The organism is Streptomyces sp. NPDC001513, assembly GCF_042894695.1.
Classification (GTDB): domain Bacteria; phylum Actinomycetota; class Actinomycetes; order Streptomycetales; family Streptomycetaceae; genus Streptomyces.
The window spans coordinates 80,905-97,472 of the sequence record NZ_JBIAVU010000015.1 but is presented as its reverse complement, the minus strand read 5'-3'; the positions used below and the strand labels follow the sequence as shown (position 1 = coordinate 97,472).

19 protein-coding genes are annotated in these 16,568 nt (G+C 70.9%); 17 read left to right on the top strand and 2 right to left on the bottom strand.

Annotated features, from left to right (window positions below; genetic code table 11):
* Positions 1-19: 19 nt before the first annotated feature.
* The 7 genes from ACFYZ4_RS30530 to ACFYZ4_RS30500 all read left to right on the top strand — a co-directional run bounded on the left by ACFYZ4_RS30530 (position 20) and on the right by ACFYZ4_RS30500 (position 6,960).
* A complete protein-coding gene (locus ACFYZ4_RS30530) occupies positions 20-463 on the top strand; it encodes a DUF948 domain-containing protein (protein WP_327412902.1) in 444 nt (147 codons plus the stop codon).
* Positions 464-471: 8 nt separating this feature from the next.
* A complete protein-coding gene (locus ACFYZ4_RS30525) occupies positions 472-816 on the top strand; it encodes a DUF6167 family protein (protein WP_351289693.1) in 345 nt (114 codons plus the stop codon).
* Complete coding sequence (alaS, locus tag ACFYZ4_RS30520) at positions 816-3,485, top strand: alanine--tRNA ligase (protein ID WP_351289695.1); 2,670 nt, start codon at positions 816-818, stop codon at positions 3,483-3,485. Before ACFYZ4_RS30525 ends, alaS begins: the two co-directional genes overlap by 1 nt.
* 2 nt (positions 3,486-3,487) lie before the next feature.
* The gene (ruvX, locus tag ACFYZ4_RS30515; protein WP_351289697.1) at positions 3,488-3,958 is read left to right on the top strand and encodes a Holliday junction resolvase RuvX; all 471 of its coding nucleotides are present in this window, start codon (positions 3,488-3,490) and stop codon (positions 3,956-3,958) included.
* A gap of 128 nt (positions 3,959-4,086) precedes the next feature.
* Positions 4,087-5,883: an endolytic transglycosylase MltG gene (gene mltG / locus ACFYZ4_RS30510; RefSeq protein WP_390785351.1), complete on the top strand. Its 1,797-nt coding sequence runs from the start codon at positions 4,087-4,089 to the stop codon at positions 5,881-5,883.
* 6 nt (positions 5,884-5,889) lie between these two features.
* Positions 5,890-6,714 carry a shikimate dehydrogenase gene (locus tag ACFYZ4_RS30505; RefSeq protein ID WP_351289701.1) on the top strand — a complete coding sequence of 275 codons (825 nt, stop codon included), beginning with the start codon at positions 5,890-5,892 and terminating at the stop codon, positions 6,712-6,714.
* Positions 6,715-6,747: 33 nt separating this feature from the next.
* Entirely contained in the window at positions 6,748-6,960 is a 213-nt protein-coding gene (locus tag ACFYZ4_RS30500; protein WP_351289703.1) for a hypothetical protein, read from the top strand.
* Here the strand turns inward: ACFYZ4_RS30500 and ACFYZ4_RS30495 are convergent.
* Entirely contained in the window at positions 6,935-7,378 is a 444-nt protein-coding gene (locus ACFYZ4_RS30495) for a spore-associated protein A (RefSeq protein ID WP_351289705.1), read from the bottom strand. The two genes, ACFYZ4_RS30500 and ACFYZ4_RS30495, sit on opposite strands and share 26 nt — an antisense overlap.
* A gap of 236 nt (positions 7,379-7,614) precedes the next feature.
* Between ACFYZ4_RS30495 and aroC the strand changes: the two genes are divergently transcribed.
* From aroC to nusB, 8 genes are all read left to right on the top strand, one after another.
* Positions 7,615-8,799 carry a chorismate synthase gene (gene aroC, locus ACFYZ4_RS30490; RefSeq protein WP_351289707.1) on the top strand — a complete coding sequence of 395 codons (1,185 nt, stop codon included), beginning with the start codon at positions 7,615-7,617 and terminating at the stop codon, positions 8,797-8,799.
* Positions 8,796-9,314, top strand: coding sequence for a shikimate kinase (locus tag ACFYZ4_RS30485; RefSeq protein ID WP_351289709.1), 519 nt, complete (start codon positions 8,796-8,798; stop codon positions 9,312-9,314). The genes aroC and ACFYZ4_RS30485 overlap by 4 nt, the downstream gene beginning before the upstream one ends.
* Positions 9,311-10,402 carry a 3-dehydroquinate synthase gene (gene aroB, locus ACFYZ4_RS30480; RefSeq protein WP_351289710.1) on the top strand — a complete coding sequence of 364 codons (1,092 nt, stop codon included), beginning with the start codon at positions 9,311-9,313 and terminating at the stop codon, positions 10,400-10,402. Before ACFYZ4_RS30485 ends, aroB begins: the two co-directional genes overlap by 4 nt.
* Positions 10,399-10,839, top strand: a complete 441-nt coding sequence (gene aroQ, locus ACFYZ4_RS30475) for a type II 3-dehydroquinate dehydratase (protein WP_351289712.1) — start codon at positions 10,399-10,401, stop codon at positions 10,837-10,839. The genes aroB and aroQ overlap by 4 nt, the downstream gene beginning before the upstream one ends.
* A 92-nt stretch (positions 10,840-10,931) precedes the next feature.
* A complete protein-coding gene (locus ACFYZ4_RS30470) occupies positions 10,932-11,690 on the top strand; it encodes an AAA family ATPase (protein ID WP_351289714.1) in 759 nt (252 codons plus the stop codon).
* Positions 11,691-11,772: 82 nt separating this feature from the next.
* Positions 11,773-12,879 carry an aminopeptidase P family protein gene (locus ACFYZ4_RS30465; RefSeq protein ID WP_351289716.1) on the top strand — a complete coding sequence of 369 codons (1,107 nt, stop codon included), beginning with the start codon at positions 11,773-11,775 and terminating at the stop codon, positions 12,877-12,879.
* Positions 12,880-12,935: 56 nt separating this feature from the next.
* On the top strand, positions 12,936-13,502 hold the full coding sequence (gene efp / locus ACFYZ4_RS30460; RefSeq protein ID WP_351289718.1) for an elongation factor P: 567 nt from the start codon (positions 12,936-12,938) through the stop codon (positions 13,500-13,502).
* A gap of 3 nt (positions 13,503-13,505) precedes the next feature.
* Entirely contained in the window at positions 13,506-13,934 is a 429-nt protein-coding gene (gene nusB / locus ACFYZ4_RS30455; RefSeq protein ID WP_390785350.1) for a transcription antitermination factor NusB, read from the top strand.
* Positions 13,935-14,106: 172 nt separating this feature from the next.
* On the opposite strand, the gene bldD is transcribed toward nusB, so the two are convergent.
* A complete protein-coding gene (gene bldD / locus ACFYZ4_RS30450; RefSeq protein ID WP_007263032.1) occupies positions 14,107-14,607 on the bottom strand; it encodes a transcriptional regulator BldD in 501 nt (166 codons plus the stop codon).
* 290 nt (positions 14,608-14,897) lie between these two features.
* Between bldD and pyrR the strand changes: the two genes are divergently transcribed.
* A complete protein-coding gene (gene pyrR, locus ACFYZ4_RS30445; RefSeq protein WP_030706334.1) occupies positions 14,898-15,473 on the top strand; it encodes a bifunctional pyr operon transcriptional regulator/uracil phosphoribosyltransferase PyrR in 576 nt (191 codons plus the stop codon).
* Positions 15,474-15,587: 114 nt separating this feature from the next.
* On the top strand, positions 15,588-16,568 hold the full coding sequence (locus tag ACFYZ4_RS30440; protein WP_351302223.1) for an aspartate carbamoyltransferase catalytic subunit: 981 nt from the start codon (positions 15,588-15,590) through the stop codon (positions 16,566-16,568).

Genomic DNA, 16,568 nt, shown 5'->3' with positions numbered 1-16,568 from the left:
AGACAGAGAGCGGTGTGACGTGTCCGGTGTAGAGGTGGCCGGGATCATCGTGGCCGTCTTCTGGGCCATCCTGATCTCGTTCCTCGCCGTGGCGCTGGCGAGGCTGGCCCAGGTGCTCAGGGCGACCACCAAGCTGGTGGCCGACGTGACCGACCAGGCCGTCCCGCTGCTGGCCGACGCCTCCACCACCGTCCGCTCCGCGCGCACCCAGCTGGACCGGGTCGACGCCATCGCGAGCGACGTCCAGGAGGTCACCTCCAACGCCTCCGCACTGTCCTCCACCGTGGCCACCGCCTTCGGCGGGCCGCTGGTGAAGGTCGCGGCCTTCGGCTACGGCGTCCGCAAGGCGCTGGGCAAGGGGGATGCCGCGACGTCGGGCGGCATGCCGCCGAAGACATCCCGACGTAACGTGATCGTTGGCCGTACGGTGCCGCCCGCCCGGCGCCGGAAGCAGAAGGGCTGAGACCGCCGATGTTCCGCCGAGCCTTCTGGTTCACCGCAGGCGCCGCCGCCGGCGTGTGGGCCACCACCAAGGTCAACCGTCAGCTCAAGAAGCTGACGCCGGAGAGTCTCGCGGCCCAGGCGGCCGACAAGGCCGTCGAGGCGGGCCACCGCCTCAAGGATTTCGCCCTCGACGTCAAAGCGGGAATGACGCAGCGCGAGGACGAGCTGAACGACGCACTGGGGCTCCACCAGGACCCCGACAAGCTCGACAACGTCACCGCCCTTCCCGGGCCGCGGCGGCTGCGGGCCATCGAGAACGACCACACCACCCACCGCCCCACGTTTTCGTACGACCGGAATGAGGACCACTGATGGAGTCGGCTGAAATTCGCCGCCGCTGGCTGAGCTTCTTCGAGGAGCGCGGTCACGCCGTTGTCCCTTCGGCGTCGCTCATCGCGGACGACCCGACTCTGCTGCTGGTCAACGCGGGCATGGTCCCGTTCAAGCCGTACTTCCTCGGCGAGACCAAGCCCCCGGCCCCCCGTGCCACCAGCGTGCAGAAGTGCGTCCGTACGCCGGACATCGAAGAGGTCGGCAAGACCACCCGCCACGGCACGTTCTTCCAGATGTGCGGCAACTTCTCCTTCGGGGACTACTTCAAGGAAGGCGCCATCAAATACGCCTGGGAGCTGCTCACCAGCTCCGTGGCGGACGGCGGCTACGGCCTTGAGCCCGAGAAGCTCTGGATCACCGTCTACCTCGACGACGACGAGGCCGAGACGATCTGGCGCGAGAAGATCGGCGTCCCCGCCGAGCGCATCCAGCGCCTGGGCAAGAAGGACAACTTCTGGTCCATGGGCGTCCCCGGCCCCTGCGGCCCGTGCTCGGAGATCAACTACGACCGCGGCCCCGAGTTCGGCGTCGAGGGCGGCCCGGCCGTCAACGACGAGCGCTACGTGGAGATCTGGAACCTGGTCTTCATGCAGTACGAGCGCGGCGCCGGCGACGGGAAGGAAGACTTCCCGATCCTCGGCGACCTGCCGTCGAAGAACATCGACACCGGTCTCGGCCTCGAACGCCTCGCGATGATCCTGCAGGGCGTGCAGAACATGTACGAGACCGACACCCTGCGCGTGGTCATGGACAAGGCCACCGAGCTGACCGGCGTCCAGTACGGCGCCGCCCAGGGCACCGACGTGTCGATGCGCGTGGTCGCCGACCACATCCGCACCTCCGTCATGCTCATCGGCGACGGCGTCACCCCCGGCAACGAGGGCCGCGGCTACGTGCTGCGCCGCATCATGCGCCGCGCCATCCGCAACATGCGCCTCATGGGCGCCACCGGCCCGGTCGTCCAGGACCTCGTCGACGTCGTGATCAACACGATGGGGCAGCAGTACCCGGAGCTCGTCACCGACCGCAAGCGCATCGAGACCGTCGCGCTCGCCGAAGAGGCCGCCTTCCTCAAGGCCGTCAAGGGCGGCACCAACATCCTCGACACCGCCGTGACCGAGACCAAGGCCGCCGGCGGCACGGTTCTCTCCGGCGACAAGGCGTTCCTGCTCCACGACACCTGGGGCTTCCCGATCGACCTCACCCTGGAGATGGCCGCCGAGCAGGGCCTCGCCGTGGACGAGCCCGGCTTCCGCCGCCTGATGCAGGAGCAGCGCGACCGCGCCAAGGCCGACGCCAAGGCCAAGAAGACCGGCCACGCGGACATGTCCGCCTACCGGGAGATCGCCGACGGCTCCGGCGCCACCGAGTTCACCGGCTACGCCACCACCCAGGGCGAGTCCACCATCGTCGGCCTCCTGGTCAACGGCGTCTCCGCGCCCGCCGCCTCCGAGGGCGACGACGTCGAGGTCGTCCTCGACCGCACCCCCTTCTACGCCGAGGGCGGCGGCCAGCTCGCCGACCAGGGCCGCATCAAGCTCGACTCGGGCGCCGTCATCGTCGTCCGCGACGTGCAGCAGCCCGTCCCGGGCGTCTCCGTGCACAAGGGCTCCGTCCAGGTCGGCGAGGTGACGGTGGGCGCCTCCGCGTACGCCGCCATCGACATCAACCGCCGCCGGGCCATCGCCCGCGCCCACTCGGCCACGCACCTGACCCACCAGGCGCTGCGCGACGCCCTGGGCCCGACCGCCGCCCAGGCCGGTTCGGAGAACTCGCCGGGCCGCTTCCGCTTCGACTTCGGTTCGCCGAACGCCGTCCCCGGCTCGGTCCTCACCGACGTCGAGCAGAAGATCAACGACGTGCTCTCGCGCGAGCTGGACGTCACCGCCGAGATCATGAGCATCGACGAGGCGAAGAAGCAGGGCGCCATCGCCGAGTTCGGCGAGAAGTACGGCGAGCGCGTGCGCGTCGTCACCATCGGCGACTTCTCCAAGGAGCTGTGCGGCGGCACGCACGTCGGCAACACCGCCCAGCTGGGTCTGGTGAAGCTGCTCGGCGAGTCCTCCATCGGCTCCGGCGTGCGCCGCGTCGAGGCCCTCGTCGGCGTGGACGCGTACAACTTCCTCGCCAAGGAGCACACGGTCGTCGCCCAGCTCCAGGAGCTGGTCAAGGGCCGCCCGGAGGAGCTGCCGGAGAAGATCGCCTCCATGCTCGGCAAGCTGAAGGACGCCGAGAAGGAGATCGAGAAGTTCCGCGCGGAGAAGGTTCTCCAGGCCGCCGCCGGGCTCGCCCAGAACGCCCAGGACATCAAGGGCGTCGCCCTCGTCGTCGGCCGGGTGGCGGACGGCATCGGCGCCGACGACCTGCGCAAGCTGGTCCTCGACGTCCGCGGCCGCATCCCGGGCGACCGCCCGGCCGTCGTGGCCCTCTTCACCGTGGCGAACGACCGCCCGCTGACCGTCATCGCCACCAGCGAGGCGGCCCGCGAGCGCGGCCTCAAGGCCGGTGACCTGGTCCGTACGGCCGCCAAGACCCTCGGTGGCGGCGGTGGCGGCAAGCCGGACGTGGCCCAGGGCGGCGGCCAGAACCCGGGAGCGATCCCGGAGGCCATCAGCGCCGTCGAGCGCCTCGTCGTCGAGACGGTCTGACGATGACGCTGCGCCGCGGCCGCCGGCTCGCCATCGATGTCGGTGACGCCCGGATCGGGGTCGCCTCGTGCGACCCCGACGGGGTGCTCGCCACACCGGTGGAAACCGTGCCGGGCCGGGACGTCCCCTTCGCCCACCGGCGGCTGCGGCAGCTCGTCGAGGAGTACGAGCCCCTCGAAGTCGTGGTCGGCCTTCCCCGCTCGCTCAGCGGGCGGGAGGGGCCGGCCGCGGTCAAGGTGCGCGCCTTCGCGAACGAACTCGCCAAGGGCATCAAGCCGGTGACGGTCCGTCTGGTCGACGAGCGGATGACCACGGTCACCGCCGCCCAGGGGCTGCGGGCCTCCGGAAAGAACGCGAAGAAGGGCCGGTCGGTCATCGACCAGGCAGCCGCTGTGGTGATCCTTCAGAACGCTCTTGAGACCGAACGGGTATCAGGTAATCCGCCTGGTGAGTGCGTCGAAGTGGTTGTCTGATCGCGATACGGTAACGTTCCGCGCGATGAGACGGCATTCGAACAGCCGTCGCCCACCGTCAAAGAGGCGGAACCGGGTGCCACGGACGACGGAGTCCGAGGCCTCCGTCTCGCGGCTCTAGGGGACCGATGACTGAGTATGGCCGGGGCCGTGGCCCCGAACCCTGGCACCCCGAGGATCCCCTTTACGGGGACCAGGGGCGGACCGGGCACCAGACCCAGCAGGGCCAGGTGCCCTACGGCGGTGCCCCGCAGCAGGAGTACCCGCAGGAGCCCCAGTACCAGCAGCAGTACCCCGAGCAGTACCAGCAGTACCCGCAGCAGCAGTACCCGGAGTACGAGCAGCAGCAGTACCAGCAGCAGCAGTACCAGCAGCAGTACCAGCAGCAGCAGTACCCCGACCAGCAGTACGCCGCGCAGCAGGAGGCCTATGCCCCGCAGCAGCAGGCGTACGCCCCCCAGCAGCAGGCCTATGCCCCGCAGCAGCCGCAGCAGCCGCACCCCCAGGGCCGGCCCCAGCCGGTGTACGACAACCAGGGCTGGGACACCGGCCAGGGCCAGTACGCGGCCGCGGTGCAGGCCGACCCCTACGTGGGCGCGGACCCGTACGCGCAGCAGACCGTCGCCGGCTACCCCGGCGAGGCCCCCGACCTCTACACCACGCCCGAGGCCTACCCGCCGCCGCAGCCCCCGGGCCGGCGCCACCTGGAGCCGGAACCGGTCGAGGAGGAGACCGAGGAGCCCGAGACCGGCTTCCTCGCGGGCGGCGGAGGCGACAGCGACGACGACGGGGACGAGCCCGGCCGCCGGGGCGGCCGTTCGAAGGGCGGCAAGCCGAAGAAGCGCAGTGGCATGGCCTGCCTGATCGCGGCCGTGGTCATCCTCGGCGTGGTCGGCGGTGGCGGCTACTACGGCTACTCGTACATCAAGGCGAGGTTCGGCGCCGCCGAGGACTTCGCGGGCGAGGGCACGGACGAACTGGTCGACGTGGAGATCCCCAAGGGCGCGCTCCTGGGGCAGATGGGCAGGATCCTCAAGGACGCCGGCGTGGTCGCCAGCGCCCAGGCCTTCGTCGACGCCGCGAACACCAACCCCAGCAGCAAGTCGATCCAGCCCGGCATCTACCCGATGAAGAAGAAGATGTCGGGTGCCGCCGCCGTCGCGCTGATGATCGACCCCAGCAAGCTGAACGTCATCACCGTCACCGAGGGCATGCGCAACGCCAAGGTGTACGAGGCGATCGACAAGAAGCTGGGCAAGCCGGAGGGCACCACCCGGGAGATCGCCCTGCGCGATGCCAAGAACCTCGGCCTGCCGGCCTGGGCCGGCAACAACCCGAAGCTCATGGACCCGCTCGAGGGCTTCCTGTACCCGATGCGCTACGACCTCAGCAAGGACAGCACCCCCGAGTCGCTGCTCAAGGTGATGGTCAAGAACGCGAGCGACAAGTACGCGGAAGCGGGCGTCGAGAGCAAGGCCAAGGAGCTCGGCCTGGACAACCCGCTCCAGGTGATCACGGTCGCCAGCCTCGTCAACGCCGAGGGCAAGAACCACGACGACTTCCGGAAGATGTCCGAGGTGGTCTACAACCGTCTGAAGAAGACCAACGACGTCACGAACCAGAAGATCGAGTTCGACTCGACGTACAACTACGCCAAGGGCCAGAGCGAGATCAACTTCAACCTCAAGGAAGCCCAGGCGTTCAACAACCCGTACAACACGCACTTCATCAAGGGACTGCCCGTCGGCCCGATCGGCAACCCCGGCCTGGACGCGCTGACCGCTACGCTCAACCCGGATCACGGCGGGTGGATGTTCTTCGTGTCGGTCGACGGCAACACGACGACCTTCACCAAGACCTACGACGAGCACCTCAAGCTCGTCGACGAGTTCCAGGAACGGCAGAAGCAGAAGAACGGCGGGTAGCAGGACATGTCACGGATACGGGCCGCGGTGCTGGGTTCGCCCATCGAGCACTCCCTCTCACCGGTGCTGCACCGCGCCGCCTACCAGGAGCTCGGCCTCGACGACTGGTCCTACGACCGCTTCGAGATCGACGAGGCCGCGCTCCCGGAATTCGTCGCCGGGCTCGGCCCCGAGTGGGCGGGGCTGTCGCTGACGATGCCGCTCAAGCGGGCGGTCATCCCGCTGCTGGACGGCATCAGCGACACGGCCGCGTCCGTCGAGGCGGTCAACACGGTCGTCCTCACGGAGGACGGCCGGCGCCTCGGCGACAACACCGACATCCCCGGCATCATCGCCGCGCTCCACGAGCGCGGCGTCGAGAAGGTGTCCTCGGCCGCCGTCCTGGGCGCCGGAGCCACCGCCTCCTCGGCGCTCGCCGCGCTCTCGCGGATCTGCTCCGGCGAGGTCACGGCGTACGTCCGCTCGCGGGCGCGCGCCGACGAGATGCGGCAGTGGGGCGAGCGGCTGGGTGTTCCCGTCCGCACGGCCGACTGGTCCGAGGCGGCCGGGGCGCTGGCGGCGCCCCTGGTCATCGCCACCACCCCGGCCGGGGCCACCGACGAACTGGCCGCCGCCGTGCCCGATGCCCCGGGCACCCTCTTCGACGTCCTGTACGACCCCTGGCCCACGGCCCTCGCGGCCGCCTGGTCGCAGCGCGGGGGCAAGCTCCTCGGCGGCCTGGACCTCCTGGTGCACCAGGCGGTTCTCCAGGTCGAGCAGATGACGGGGCGCACCCCGGGCCCGCTCGCCGCCATGAGGGCCGCCGGAGAACGGGCGCTCGCCGCCCGTTAGGCTTTCCACCTGCACTTGTCACAGGGGGGCGGCATGGACGGGTCGGGCACGGAACAGATACTGGCGTCGAAGTGGGACATCCCTTTCGTGGTGTTGGGGATGGTCCGGGTGGCGTTCGGCAACCTGCCCTTCTGGGCGAAGGCGATCGTCCTGGGGCTGGTCGGGGCCCTCGCCGTGTGGACGGCGTTCACCTGGCTCCGCGATCGCGGCGCGCGCCGCCTCAGCCGCAGTGACCGAACGGACTGATGAACTCGTCGTACATCACCGTGCGGCTCCGGTACTGCGTCGAGCCGTAGTACTGGACGCACTTGCCGTTGGCCCGCAGCTTCACGGGGCCCGCGTACGAGTTGAAGTTCCCCTCGTCGCGGGTGAAGTCCTCGTCGCCCTCGATCCGCAGGCCGGTGCCCACGGTGCCCTGGTTCCTGCCGCCCGTGACCACGGTGACCGCGCAGTTCTCGCCGGTCGAGGCGTTGTAGAGCAGGTGGACGGTGGCCTGCGGTCCGCCGGTGCCCTGGTACCAGCCCAGCTCCTGGGACTCCTGGACGAAGAAGCCCGGGCCGCAGGCGTCGGCCGGGCTCGCGGCGGCGGACGCGCTCGTGGCCGTGCCGGTCATGACGAAGACGGCGGCACCGGCCGTGATCAGAGCCCTGGTGAAGTGGCGCAAGATTCCCCCTGTGAGCAAAAGAAAATGATCTTTCGCGAATCGCGGATGATCCTCGCAGCGTGTCGGGACACCGTCAATTTCGGGCGTCGGGCCGGAAACCGGGGGGATCAGGCGTCCGATAGCTGGACCGGGGCCCGGCAAACCCGTCCGGACATGGGAGGATCGGGTGAGGCGGATCCGGGCCGCGCACCCCGATCGCGCCGTCGCTGTACCAGGCGCGAGCATGAGGAGCATCGTTGAGCAGGTTGCGTTGGCTGACCGCCGGGGAGTCGCACGGACCGGCGCTGGTAGCGACGCTGGAGGGCCTTCCCGCCGGCGTCCCGGTCACCACCGAACTGGTGGCCGACCACCTGGCCCGGCGCCGGCTCGGCTATGGCCGCGGTGCCCGGATGAAGTTCGAGCAGGACGAGATCACCTTCCTGGGCGGCGTCCGGCACGGTCTGTCGCTCGGTTCTCCCGTGGCCGTCATGGTGGGCAACAGCGAGTGGCCCAAGTGGGAGACGGTCATGTCCGCCGACCCGGTGGACCCCTCGCTGCTCAAGGACACCGGCCGCAACGCGCCGCTCACCCGCCCGCGGCCCGGCCACGCCGACCTCGCCGGCATGCAGAAGTACGGCTTCGACGAGGCCCGGCCGATCCTGGAGCGCGCCAGCGCCCGCGAGACCGCCGCCCGCGTCGCCCTCGGCGCCATCGCCCGCTCCTTCCTCAAGGAGGTCGCCGGCATCGAGATCGTCTCGCACGTGGTGGAGCTGGCCGCGGCCAAGGCCCCGTACGGCGTCTACCCGACCCCCGCCGACGTCGAGAAGCTCGACGCCGACCCGGTGCGCTGCCTCGACGCCGACGCGTCGAAGGCGATGGTCGCGGAGATCGACCAGGCCCACAAGGACGGCGACACCCTCGGCGGCGTCGTCGAGGTCCTCGCCTACGGAGTGCCCGTCGGCCTCGGCTCGCACGTCCACTGGGACCGCCGGCTCGACGCCCGCCTCGCCGCCGCCCTCATGGGCATCCAGGCCATCAAGGGCGTCGAGGTCGGCGACGGCTTCGAGCTCGCCCGCGTGCCCGGCTCCCAGGCCCACGACGAGATCGTCTCCACCCCCGAGGGCCTCAAGCGCACCTCCGGCCGCTCGGGTGGCACCGAGGGCGGTCTGACCACCGGCGAGCTGCTGCGCGTACGCGCCGCGATGAAGCCCATCGCGACCGTGCCGCGCGCCCTGGCCACCGTGGACGTGGCCACCGGAGAGGCGACCGTGGCCCACCACCAGCGCTCCGACGTGTGCGCCGTGCCGGCCGCCGGCATCGTCGCCGAGGCCATGGTCGCCCTCGTCCTCGCCGACGCCGTCGTCGAGAAGTTCGGTGGCGACTCGGTCCCGGAGACCCGCCGCAACGTCCGGTCGTACCTCGACCACCTGCAGATCCGGTGACCGGCGGACCACTGGTCGTCCTCGTCGGCCCCATGGGGTCCGGCAAGTCCACGGTGGGGGCGCTGCTCGCCGAGCGGCTCGGCGTCCCCTACCGGGACACCGACGCCGACATCGTCGCGGCCGAGGGCCGGGAGATCTCCGACCTGTTCGTCGACGAGGGCGAGCCGTACTTCCGTGAGCTGGAGCGGCAGGCGGTCGCCGCCGCCGTCGCCGGCCACACCGGAGTCCTCGCCCTCGGCGGCGGCGCCGTCCTCGACGAGGGCACCCGCAAGCTGCTCACCGGCCTGCCCGTCGCCTACCTCTCGATGGACGTCGAGGAAGCCGTACGGCGCGTGGGCCTCGGCGCCGCGCGCCCGCTGCTCGCCGTCAACCCGCGCCGCCAGTGGCGCGAGCTGATGGACGCGCGGCGCCCCCTGTACACCGAAGTCGCGCGCGTCGTGGTGGCCACCGACGACCGCACCCCCGAAGAGGTCGCCCAGGCGGTCCTCGACGCTCTGGAGTTGAAGGACGTATGACAGACCAGGTGACGCGCATCCAGGTCGGCGCCAGTGCCGGACACGCCGCGTACGACGTGCTCGTCGGCCGGCAGCTGCTCGGCGAGCTCGGCTCCCTGATCGGTACGAAGGCCCAGCGGGTCGCCGTCATCCACCCCGAGGCGCTGGCCTCGACCGGTGAGGCGCTGCGCGACGACCTCGCCGAGCAGGGCTACGAGGCGGTCGCCATCCAGGTGCCGAACGCCGAAGAGGCCAAGACCATCGAGGTCGCCGCCTACTGCTGGAAGGCCCTCGGCCAGTCCGGCTTCACCCGCACCGACGTCATCGTCGGCGTCGGCGGCGGAGCCACCACCGACCTCGCGGGCTTCGTCGCGGCCTCCTGGCTGCGCGGGGTGCGCTGGATCGCCGTACCGACCACCGTCCTCGCCATGGTGGACGCGGCCGTCGGCGGCAAGACCGGCATCAACACCGCCGAGGGCAAGAACCTGGTGGGCGCCTTCCACCCGCCGGCCGGTGTGCTGTGCGACCTCGCGGCGCTGGACTCGCTGCCCGTCAACGACTACGTCAGCGGCCTCGCCGAGATCATCAAGGCCGGATTCATCTCCGACCCGAAGATCCTCGACCTGATCGAGGCGGACCCGGCCGCGGCCCGCACGCCCGACGGCCCGCACACCGCGGAGCTCATCGTCCGCTCGATCCAGGTCAAGGCGGACGTCGTCTCCAGCGACCTGAAGGAATCGGGCCTGCGGGAGATCCTCAACTACGGGCACACCCTCGCGCACGCCATCGAGAAGAACGAGCGCTACAAGTGGCGGCACGGCGCGGCCGTCTCGGTCGGCATGGTCTTCGCCGCCGAACTCGGCCGGCTCGCGGGCCGGCTCGACGACGCGACGGCCGACCGCCACCGGGAGATCCTGGCCGCCGTCGGCCTGCCGCTCACGTACCGCGGCGACCAGTGGCCCAAGCTGCTCCAGACCATGCAGGTCGACAAGAAGTCCCGCGGCAACCTGCTGCGCTTCATCGTCCTCGACGGACTGGCCAAGCCGACCGTCCTGGAGGGCCCCGACCCGGCGCACCTGATCGCCGCCTACGGCGAGGTGTCGGCGTGAGCCGCCCGGTGCTCGTGCTGAACGGCCCGAACCTGGGCCGGCTCGGCTCGCGCGAGCCCGACGTGTACGGGGCCACCTCGTACGCCGGACTCGTCGAGAGCTGCCGCGCGCTGGGCGAGGAGCTCGGCTTCGACGTCGAGGTCCGGGAGACCAACGACGAGGGCGAGCTCGTGCGTTGGCTGCACGAGGCGGCGGACGGGAAGATCCCCGTGGTCATCAACCCGGGGGCCTTCACCCACTATTCGTACGCCATGCGGGACGCGGCCGCGCAGCGCACGGCGCCGCTGATCGAGGTGCACATCTCGAACCCGTACGCCCGCGAGGAGTTCCGGCACACCTCGGTCATCGCGGCCGTGGCCACCGGCACGGTGGCGGGCTTCGGCATCGGTTCGTACCGGCTGGCGCTGCGCGCACTGGCGGAGGAGATCTCCGCCTGACACCCTGCCTGGCGGTACTGGTGGACGGTCTGGCCTCCGCGGTCATATAACGTTCTCGCATCAGTCGCCGGAACGAGACGGAGTGGCAGCGGATGCAGCAAGGAGTGGGGGGCGGGGGAGCGGGCTGGGGTCAGCCGGGTCCGCACCCGGCGGCGCCCCCGCAGCCGCCCATAACCCCGGCGCAGGGCTGGCCGGGCCAGCTCCCGCCGCAGCCCGGGCACCAGCCCCCGCCGCACCCGATGCCGCCCCTGCCGGAGGCCACCGGTCACATCCCGCTGCCGCCCGCGGTGGCGGGCACCGGAGGGGCCGTCCTCGCCGTGCTCCTGATCGGCCCGGCGGGCGCCGGCAAGACGACCGTGGCCCGGCACTGGGCCAGCACCCGGCCCGTGCCGACCGCCCACGTCAGCCTGGACGACGTCCGCGAGTGGGTGTGCTCGGGCTTCGCGGACCCGCAGGCGGGCTGGAACGAGCACTCCGAGGCCCAGTACCGGCTCGCCCGCCGCACCTGCGGCTTCGCCGCACGCAACTACCTGGCGAACGGGATCTCCTGCATCCTGGACGACGCGGTCTTCCCCGACCGGCCCGTGGTCGGGCTGGGCGGCTGGAAGCGGCACGTGGGCCCGACGCTGCTGCCCGTGGTGCTGCTGCCCGGCCTGGAGATCGTCCTGGAGCGCAACGCGGCCCGCTCCGGCAACCGCCGGCTCTCCGACGAGGAGGTCGCGCGGATCCACGGCCGGATGGCCGGCTGGTACGGCTCCGGCCTGCCGATCATCGACAACTCCCACCTCGACGTCGAGGGCACCGCGCGCGCCCTCGACGAGGCGCTGGCCCGTGCCCTGACCGGGCAGTAGGCACGGCCGTCCCCTCCCCGCCCGGGCCCGTCCGGACGCGCTCACCAGGCCGGATCCGCGGGGCGCTCGTACGCTCGAAGACATGTCAGACGTGTACGCCGCCCGTCGGGGCCTGCTTCGCGACCGATGCGCCGCCGCGGGAAACGCCGCCGCACTGATCACGCGTCCGGCGAACGTCCGCTACCTCTCCGGGGCGTCCCCGCTCGGTGCCGTACTGCTGGTCGGACCCACCGATGACGTGCTGTTCTGCGCCGGCGCACCCACCGGGGAGGCCGACGAGGGACGGCTCGACGAGCACCTCAGGGTCTCCGTGCTGGGGAACCCCGGCGCGGACCCGGCCGTCGCGGCCGCCGACATGGCCGCCGGAGTACGGGCCGACTCGCTCGCGGTGGAGGAACACCACCTCACGGTCGGCCGGCACCGCGCCCTGCGCTCGGTGGCGCCCAAGCTGCGCCTCGCCGACCTCGGGGCCGCGGTGGAGCAGCAGCGCCTCGTCAAGGACGAGGAGGAGATCGCCTGCCTGCGGATCGCCGCCGAGATCGCCGACCAGGCGCTCGGCGAGCTGCTGGAGTCCATCCTCGTCGGGCGGACCGAACGGCACCTGGCCCTGGAGCTGGAGCGGCGGCTCGTCGACCACGGGGCGGACGGCCCGGCCTTCCCGACCTCCGTCGGCACCGGCCCGCACTCGGGCCGCTCCCGCCACCGGCCCTCCGACCGCCGGGTGGAGGAGGGCGACTTCCTCTCGGTCTGCCTCGGCGCCAACTACCGCGGCTACCGGTGCGAGATCGGCCGGACCTTCGTGATCGGCACCAGCCCCGCGGACTGGCAGATCGCGCTGTACGACCTCGTGTTCACCGCCCAGCGGGCCGGCCGCGAGGCCCTGCTGCCCGGTGCGGCGTACCGGGACGTGGACCATGCCGCACGCTCCGTCCTGGACTCCGCGGGCCACGCGGAAGCCCTCGCTCCGTCGACCGGACACGGCGTGGGCCTCGAAATCGACGAGGACCCGCAGCTTGCACCTACGGCAATGGGTAAACTGGACGCTTGCGTGCCGGTCACCGTCGAACCGGGGGTTCACCTCCCGGGCCGGGGAGGTGTCCGGATCGATGACACGCTCGTCGTGCGCCCCGAGGCGGACGGCGGTCCAGAGCTACTCACCATTACGACCAAGGAGCTGCTCGCGCTCTAGCCCCTTCCGGGCTGTGCGCGCACCCGTGGTCTTCCAGTGCAGGAGATTCCGCAACCGTGGCTTCCACGAACGACCTCAAGAACGGCATGGTGCTGAAGCTCGACGGGGGCCAGCTCTGGTCCGTCGTCGAGTTCCAGCACGTCAAGCCCGGCAAGGGCCCGGCCTTCGTGCGCACCAAGCTGAAGAGCGTGATGTCCGGCAAGGTCGTCGACAAGACCTTCAACGCGGGCACGAAGGTCGAGACGGCCACCATCGACCGTCGCGACATGCAGTTCTCGTACATGGACGGCGAGTACTTCGTCTTCATGGACATGGACACCTACGACCAGCTGATGGTCGACAAGAAGGCCGTCGGCGCCGCCGCCAACTTCCTGATCGAGGGCTTCACCGCCTCCGTCGCCCAGCACGAGGGCGAGGTGCTCTACGTCGAGCTCCCGGCCGCGGTCGAGCTCAAGATCGAGCACACCGACCCGGGCGTCCAGGGCGACCGCTCCACCGGCGGCACCAAGCCCGCCACGCTGGAGACCGGCTACGAGATCCAGGTCCCGCTCTTCATCACCACCGGCGAGACGGTCAAGGTCGACACCCGCACCAGCGACTACCTCGGCCGGAAGAGCAACTAACCCGTGGCTGCTCGGAGCAATGCGCGCAAGCGCGCCTTCCAGATCCTTTTCGAGGCCGACCAGCGCGGGGTGCCCGTGCGCGAGGTCCTCGCGGACTGGATCCGCCACTCGCGGTCGGACGACCGTCAGCCGCCGGTCAGCGCCTTCACGATGGATCTCGTCGAGGGGTACGCCGACAAGGTGGACCGCATCGACGACCTGATCGTCACCTACGCCGTGGACTGGGAGCTCGACCGCATGCCGGTCGCGGACCGGAACATCCTGCGGCTGGGTGCCTACGAGCTGATCTGGGTGGACGACACCCCGGACGCCGTGGCCATCGACGAGGCCGTCCAGCTGGCCAAGGAGTTTTCGACGGACGAGTCCCCCTCGTTCGTGAACGGGATGCTGGCCCGGTTCAAGGACCTGAAGCCGAGCCTGCGCCGCGAGTAGCCTCCGGCGGTTCGGCACACAAGCGGAGGGGCCGCAGCGCACGCGCGCTGCGGCCCCTCCGCTTTGTGTGGGCCGACGAAAACCGGGGCCGACGAAAACCGGCGGGGGCCGGGAACCCTCTCGGGCTCCCGGCCCCCGCCGGTAACGTTTCTGCTGGTCCTGGAACCGGGGACTAGATGTCCTCGTGCGCCACCGCGCGCCGCGCGTCCGCGTCCAGCACGCCCCAGCTGATCAGCTGTTCGGTCAGGACCGAGGGGGACTGGTCGTAGATGACGGCCAGGGTGCGCAGGTCGTCCTGGCGGATCGACAGCACCTTGCCGTTGTAGTCGCCGCGCTGGCTCTGGATCGTCGCCGCGTAACGCTGCAGCGGGCCGGCCTTCTCGGCGGGAACGCCCGCCAGGCGCTCCAGGTCGAGGCGCAGCTTCGGCGGCGGCTCGGCCGCTCCGCCGGGGGTCGTGCCCGGCAGCAGTTCCTGCACCGGAACCCCGTAGAAGTCGGCCAGCTCGGCAAGGCGCTGGACGGTCACGGCGCGGTCCCCGCGCTCGTAGGACCCGACCACCACGGCCTTCCAACGGCCCTGGGACTTCTCCTCGACACCATGGAGGGAAAGGCCCTGCTGGGTGCGGATGGCGCGGAGCTTGGCCCCGAGCTGTTTGGCGTATTCGCTGGACATAACGCTCCCGGACGCTGTGACGCTGTGACGACATGGACGCTGTGACGACATTGACCACGTGCGGCTCCGCCGCGCGGCTGGTAACTCACTGTGAGGTTACGCAGCGTTACTTGGATGCGTCAAGCCGAATGGTCTTCGTCGCCCCCTCACGAGGGGCCCCAGCAGCCCCGTGGGAGCCCCTCCGTCCCAGGCCGGTGCGCGAACGACCGGCCGCACCCTGGTACCGTGGGACGCGTACATCAGACGTCCTTTAAGGTCCGTCCCGTGAGGCGGAGAAGGAGGTCCTTTTCATGGACACTCAGCAGCAGCCCGATTCCATGCGCCCGGTACTCGAAGCGCAGGACATCGCGCGGGTCCTGACCCGCATCGCCCACGAGATCGTCGAACGCGCCAAGGGCGCCGACGACGTGGTGCTCCTCGGCATTCCCACCCGCGGTGTGTACCTCGCCCGCCGGCTGGCCGCCAAGCTCGAAGAGATCACCGGCACGAAGATCCCGGTCGGTTCCCTCGACATCACCATGTACCGCGACGACCTGCGGATGAAGCCCGCCCGCGCGATCGGCCGCACCGAGATCCCCGGCGACGACCTCGACGGCCGCCTCGTCGTCCTCGTCGACGACGTGCTCTTCTCCGGCCGCACGATCCGTGCCGCGCTCGACGCCCTCGGCGACCTCGGCCGCCCGCGCGCCGTGCAGCTCGCCGTCCTCGTCGACCGGGGTCACCGCGAACTGCCGATCCGCGCCGACTACGTCGGCAAGAACCTCCCCACGTCGCTGCGGGAGACCGTCAAGGTCCAGCTCCAGGAGGAGGACGGCCGTGACGCCGTGCTGCTCGGCCAGCGGACCGCCCAGGCAGCAGGGCTGTAGCCCTTACGCAGTGACGGGCCCCCGCGGGGGGTCCGCGCCGAAGCCTGCCCTGCCCGCCCGCACCACTGCCCGTCAGTCCGCCTGCCTGCCCTCCCGACCTACGGAGCCATCCAGATGAAGCGCCACCTCATCTCGGCCGCCGATCTCACGCGCGACGACGCCGTCCTGATCCTCGACACCGCCGAGGAGATGGCCCGCGTCGCGGACCGGCCGATCAAGAAGCTGCCCACCCTGCGCGGCCTCACGGTCGTCAACCTCTTCTTCGAGGACTCGACCCGCACCCGGATCTCCTTCGAGGCCGCCGCCAAGCGGCTCTCCGCCGACGTCATCAACTTCTCCGCCAAGGGTTCCTCCGTTTCCAAGGGCGAATCCCTGAAGGACACCGCGCTGACCCTGGAGGCCATGGGCGCCGACGCGGTCGTCATCCGCCACCACGCCTCCGGCGCGCCCTACCGGCTCGCGACCTCCGGCTGGATCGACTCCGCCGTGGTCAACGCCGGCGACGGCACCCACGAGCACCCCACCCAGGCCCTGCTGGACGCCTTCACCATGCGCCGCCGCCTGGTCGGCCGCGACGCCGGCCTCGGCAAGGACCTGAACGGCCGCCGGATCACCATCGTCGGCGACGTCCTGCACAGCCGCGTGGCCCGCTCCAACGTCCACCTGCTGCACACCCTCGGCGCCGAGGTCACCCTGGTGGCCCCGCCCACGCTCGTCCCGATCGGCGTCGAGACCTGGCCGTGCGAGGTCTCGTACAGCCTCGACGACGTGCTGCCGAAGTCCGACGCGGTCATGATGCTGCGTGTGCAGCGCGAACGCATGAACGCCGCCTTCTTCCCGACCGAGCGCGAGTACTCCCGCCGGTACGGGCTCGACGGCGACCGCATGGCGAAGATGCCCGAGCACGCCATCGTGATGCACCCCGGCCCGATGAACCGTGGCATGGAGATCACCGCCCAGGTCGCCGACTCCGACCGCTGCACGGCCGTCGAGCAGGTCGCCAACGGCGTCTCCACCCGGATGGCCGTCCTGTACCTGCTGCTCGGAGGCTCCGAGCCCGCCGTCACCACCGCCCGTACCGAGGAGAGCAAGTAA

Excerpts from the sequence above, each read along its gene's own strand:
- ACFYZ4_RS30525 (WP_351289693.1), top strand. The coding sequence starts at position 472 with ATGTTCCGCCGAGCCTTCTGGTTCACCGCAGGCGCCGCCGCCGGCGTG.
- alaS (WP_351289695.1), top strand. The coding sequence starts at position 816 with ATGGAGTCGGCTGAAATTCGCCGCCGCTGGCTGAGCTTCTTCGAGGAG.
- ruvX (WP_351289697.1), top strand. The coding sequence starts at position 3,488 with ATGACGCTGCGCCGCGGCCGCCGGCTCGCCATCGATGTCGGTGACGCC.
- mltG (WP_390785351.1), top strand. The coding sequence starts at position 4,087 with ATGACTGAGTATGGCCGGGGCCGTGGCCCCGAACCCTGGCACCCCGAG.
- ACFYZ4_RS30505 (WP_351289701.1), top strand. The coding sequence starts at position 5,890 with ATGTCACGGATACGGGCCGCGGTGCTGGGTTCGCCCATCGAGCACTCC.
- ACFYZ4_RS30500 (WP_351289703.1), top strand. The coding sequence starts at position 6,748 with ATGGACGGGTCGGGCACGGAACAGATACTGGCGTCGAAGTGGGACATC.
- aroB (WP_351289710.1), top strand. The coding sequence starts at position 9,311 with ATGACAGACCAGGTGACGCGCATCCAGGTCGGCGCCAGTGCCGGACAC.
- ACFYZ4_RS30470 (WP_351289714.1), top strand. The coding sequence starts at position 10,932 with ATGCAGCAAGGAGTGGGGGGCGGGGGAGCGGGCTGGGGTCAGCCGGGT.
- ACFYZ4_RS30465 (WP_351289716.1), top strand. The coding sequence starts at position 11,773 with ATGTCAGACGTGTACGCCGCCCGTCGGGGCCTGCTTCGCGACCGATGC.
- bldD (WP_007263032.1), bottom strand. The coding sequence starts at position 14,607 with ATGTCCAGCGAATACGCCAAACAGCTCGGGGCCAAGCTCCGCGCCATC.
- pyrR (WP_030706334.1), top strand. The coding sequence starts at position 14,898 with ATGGACACTCAGCAGCAGCCCGATTCCATGCGCCCGGTACTCGAAGCG.
- ACFYZ4_RS30440 (WP_351302223.1), top strand. The coding sequence starts at position 15,588 with ATGAAGCGCCACCTCATCTCGGCCGCCGATCTCACGCGCGACGACGCC.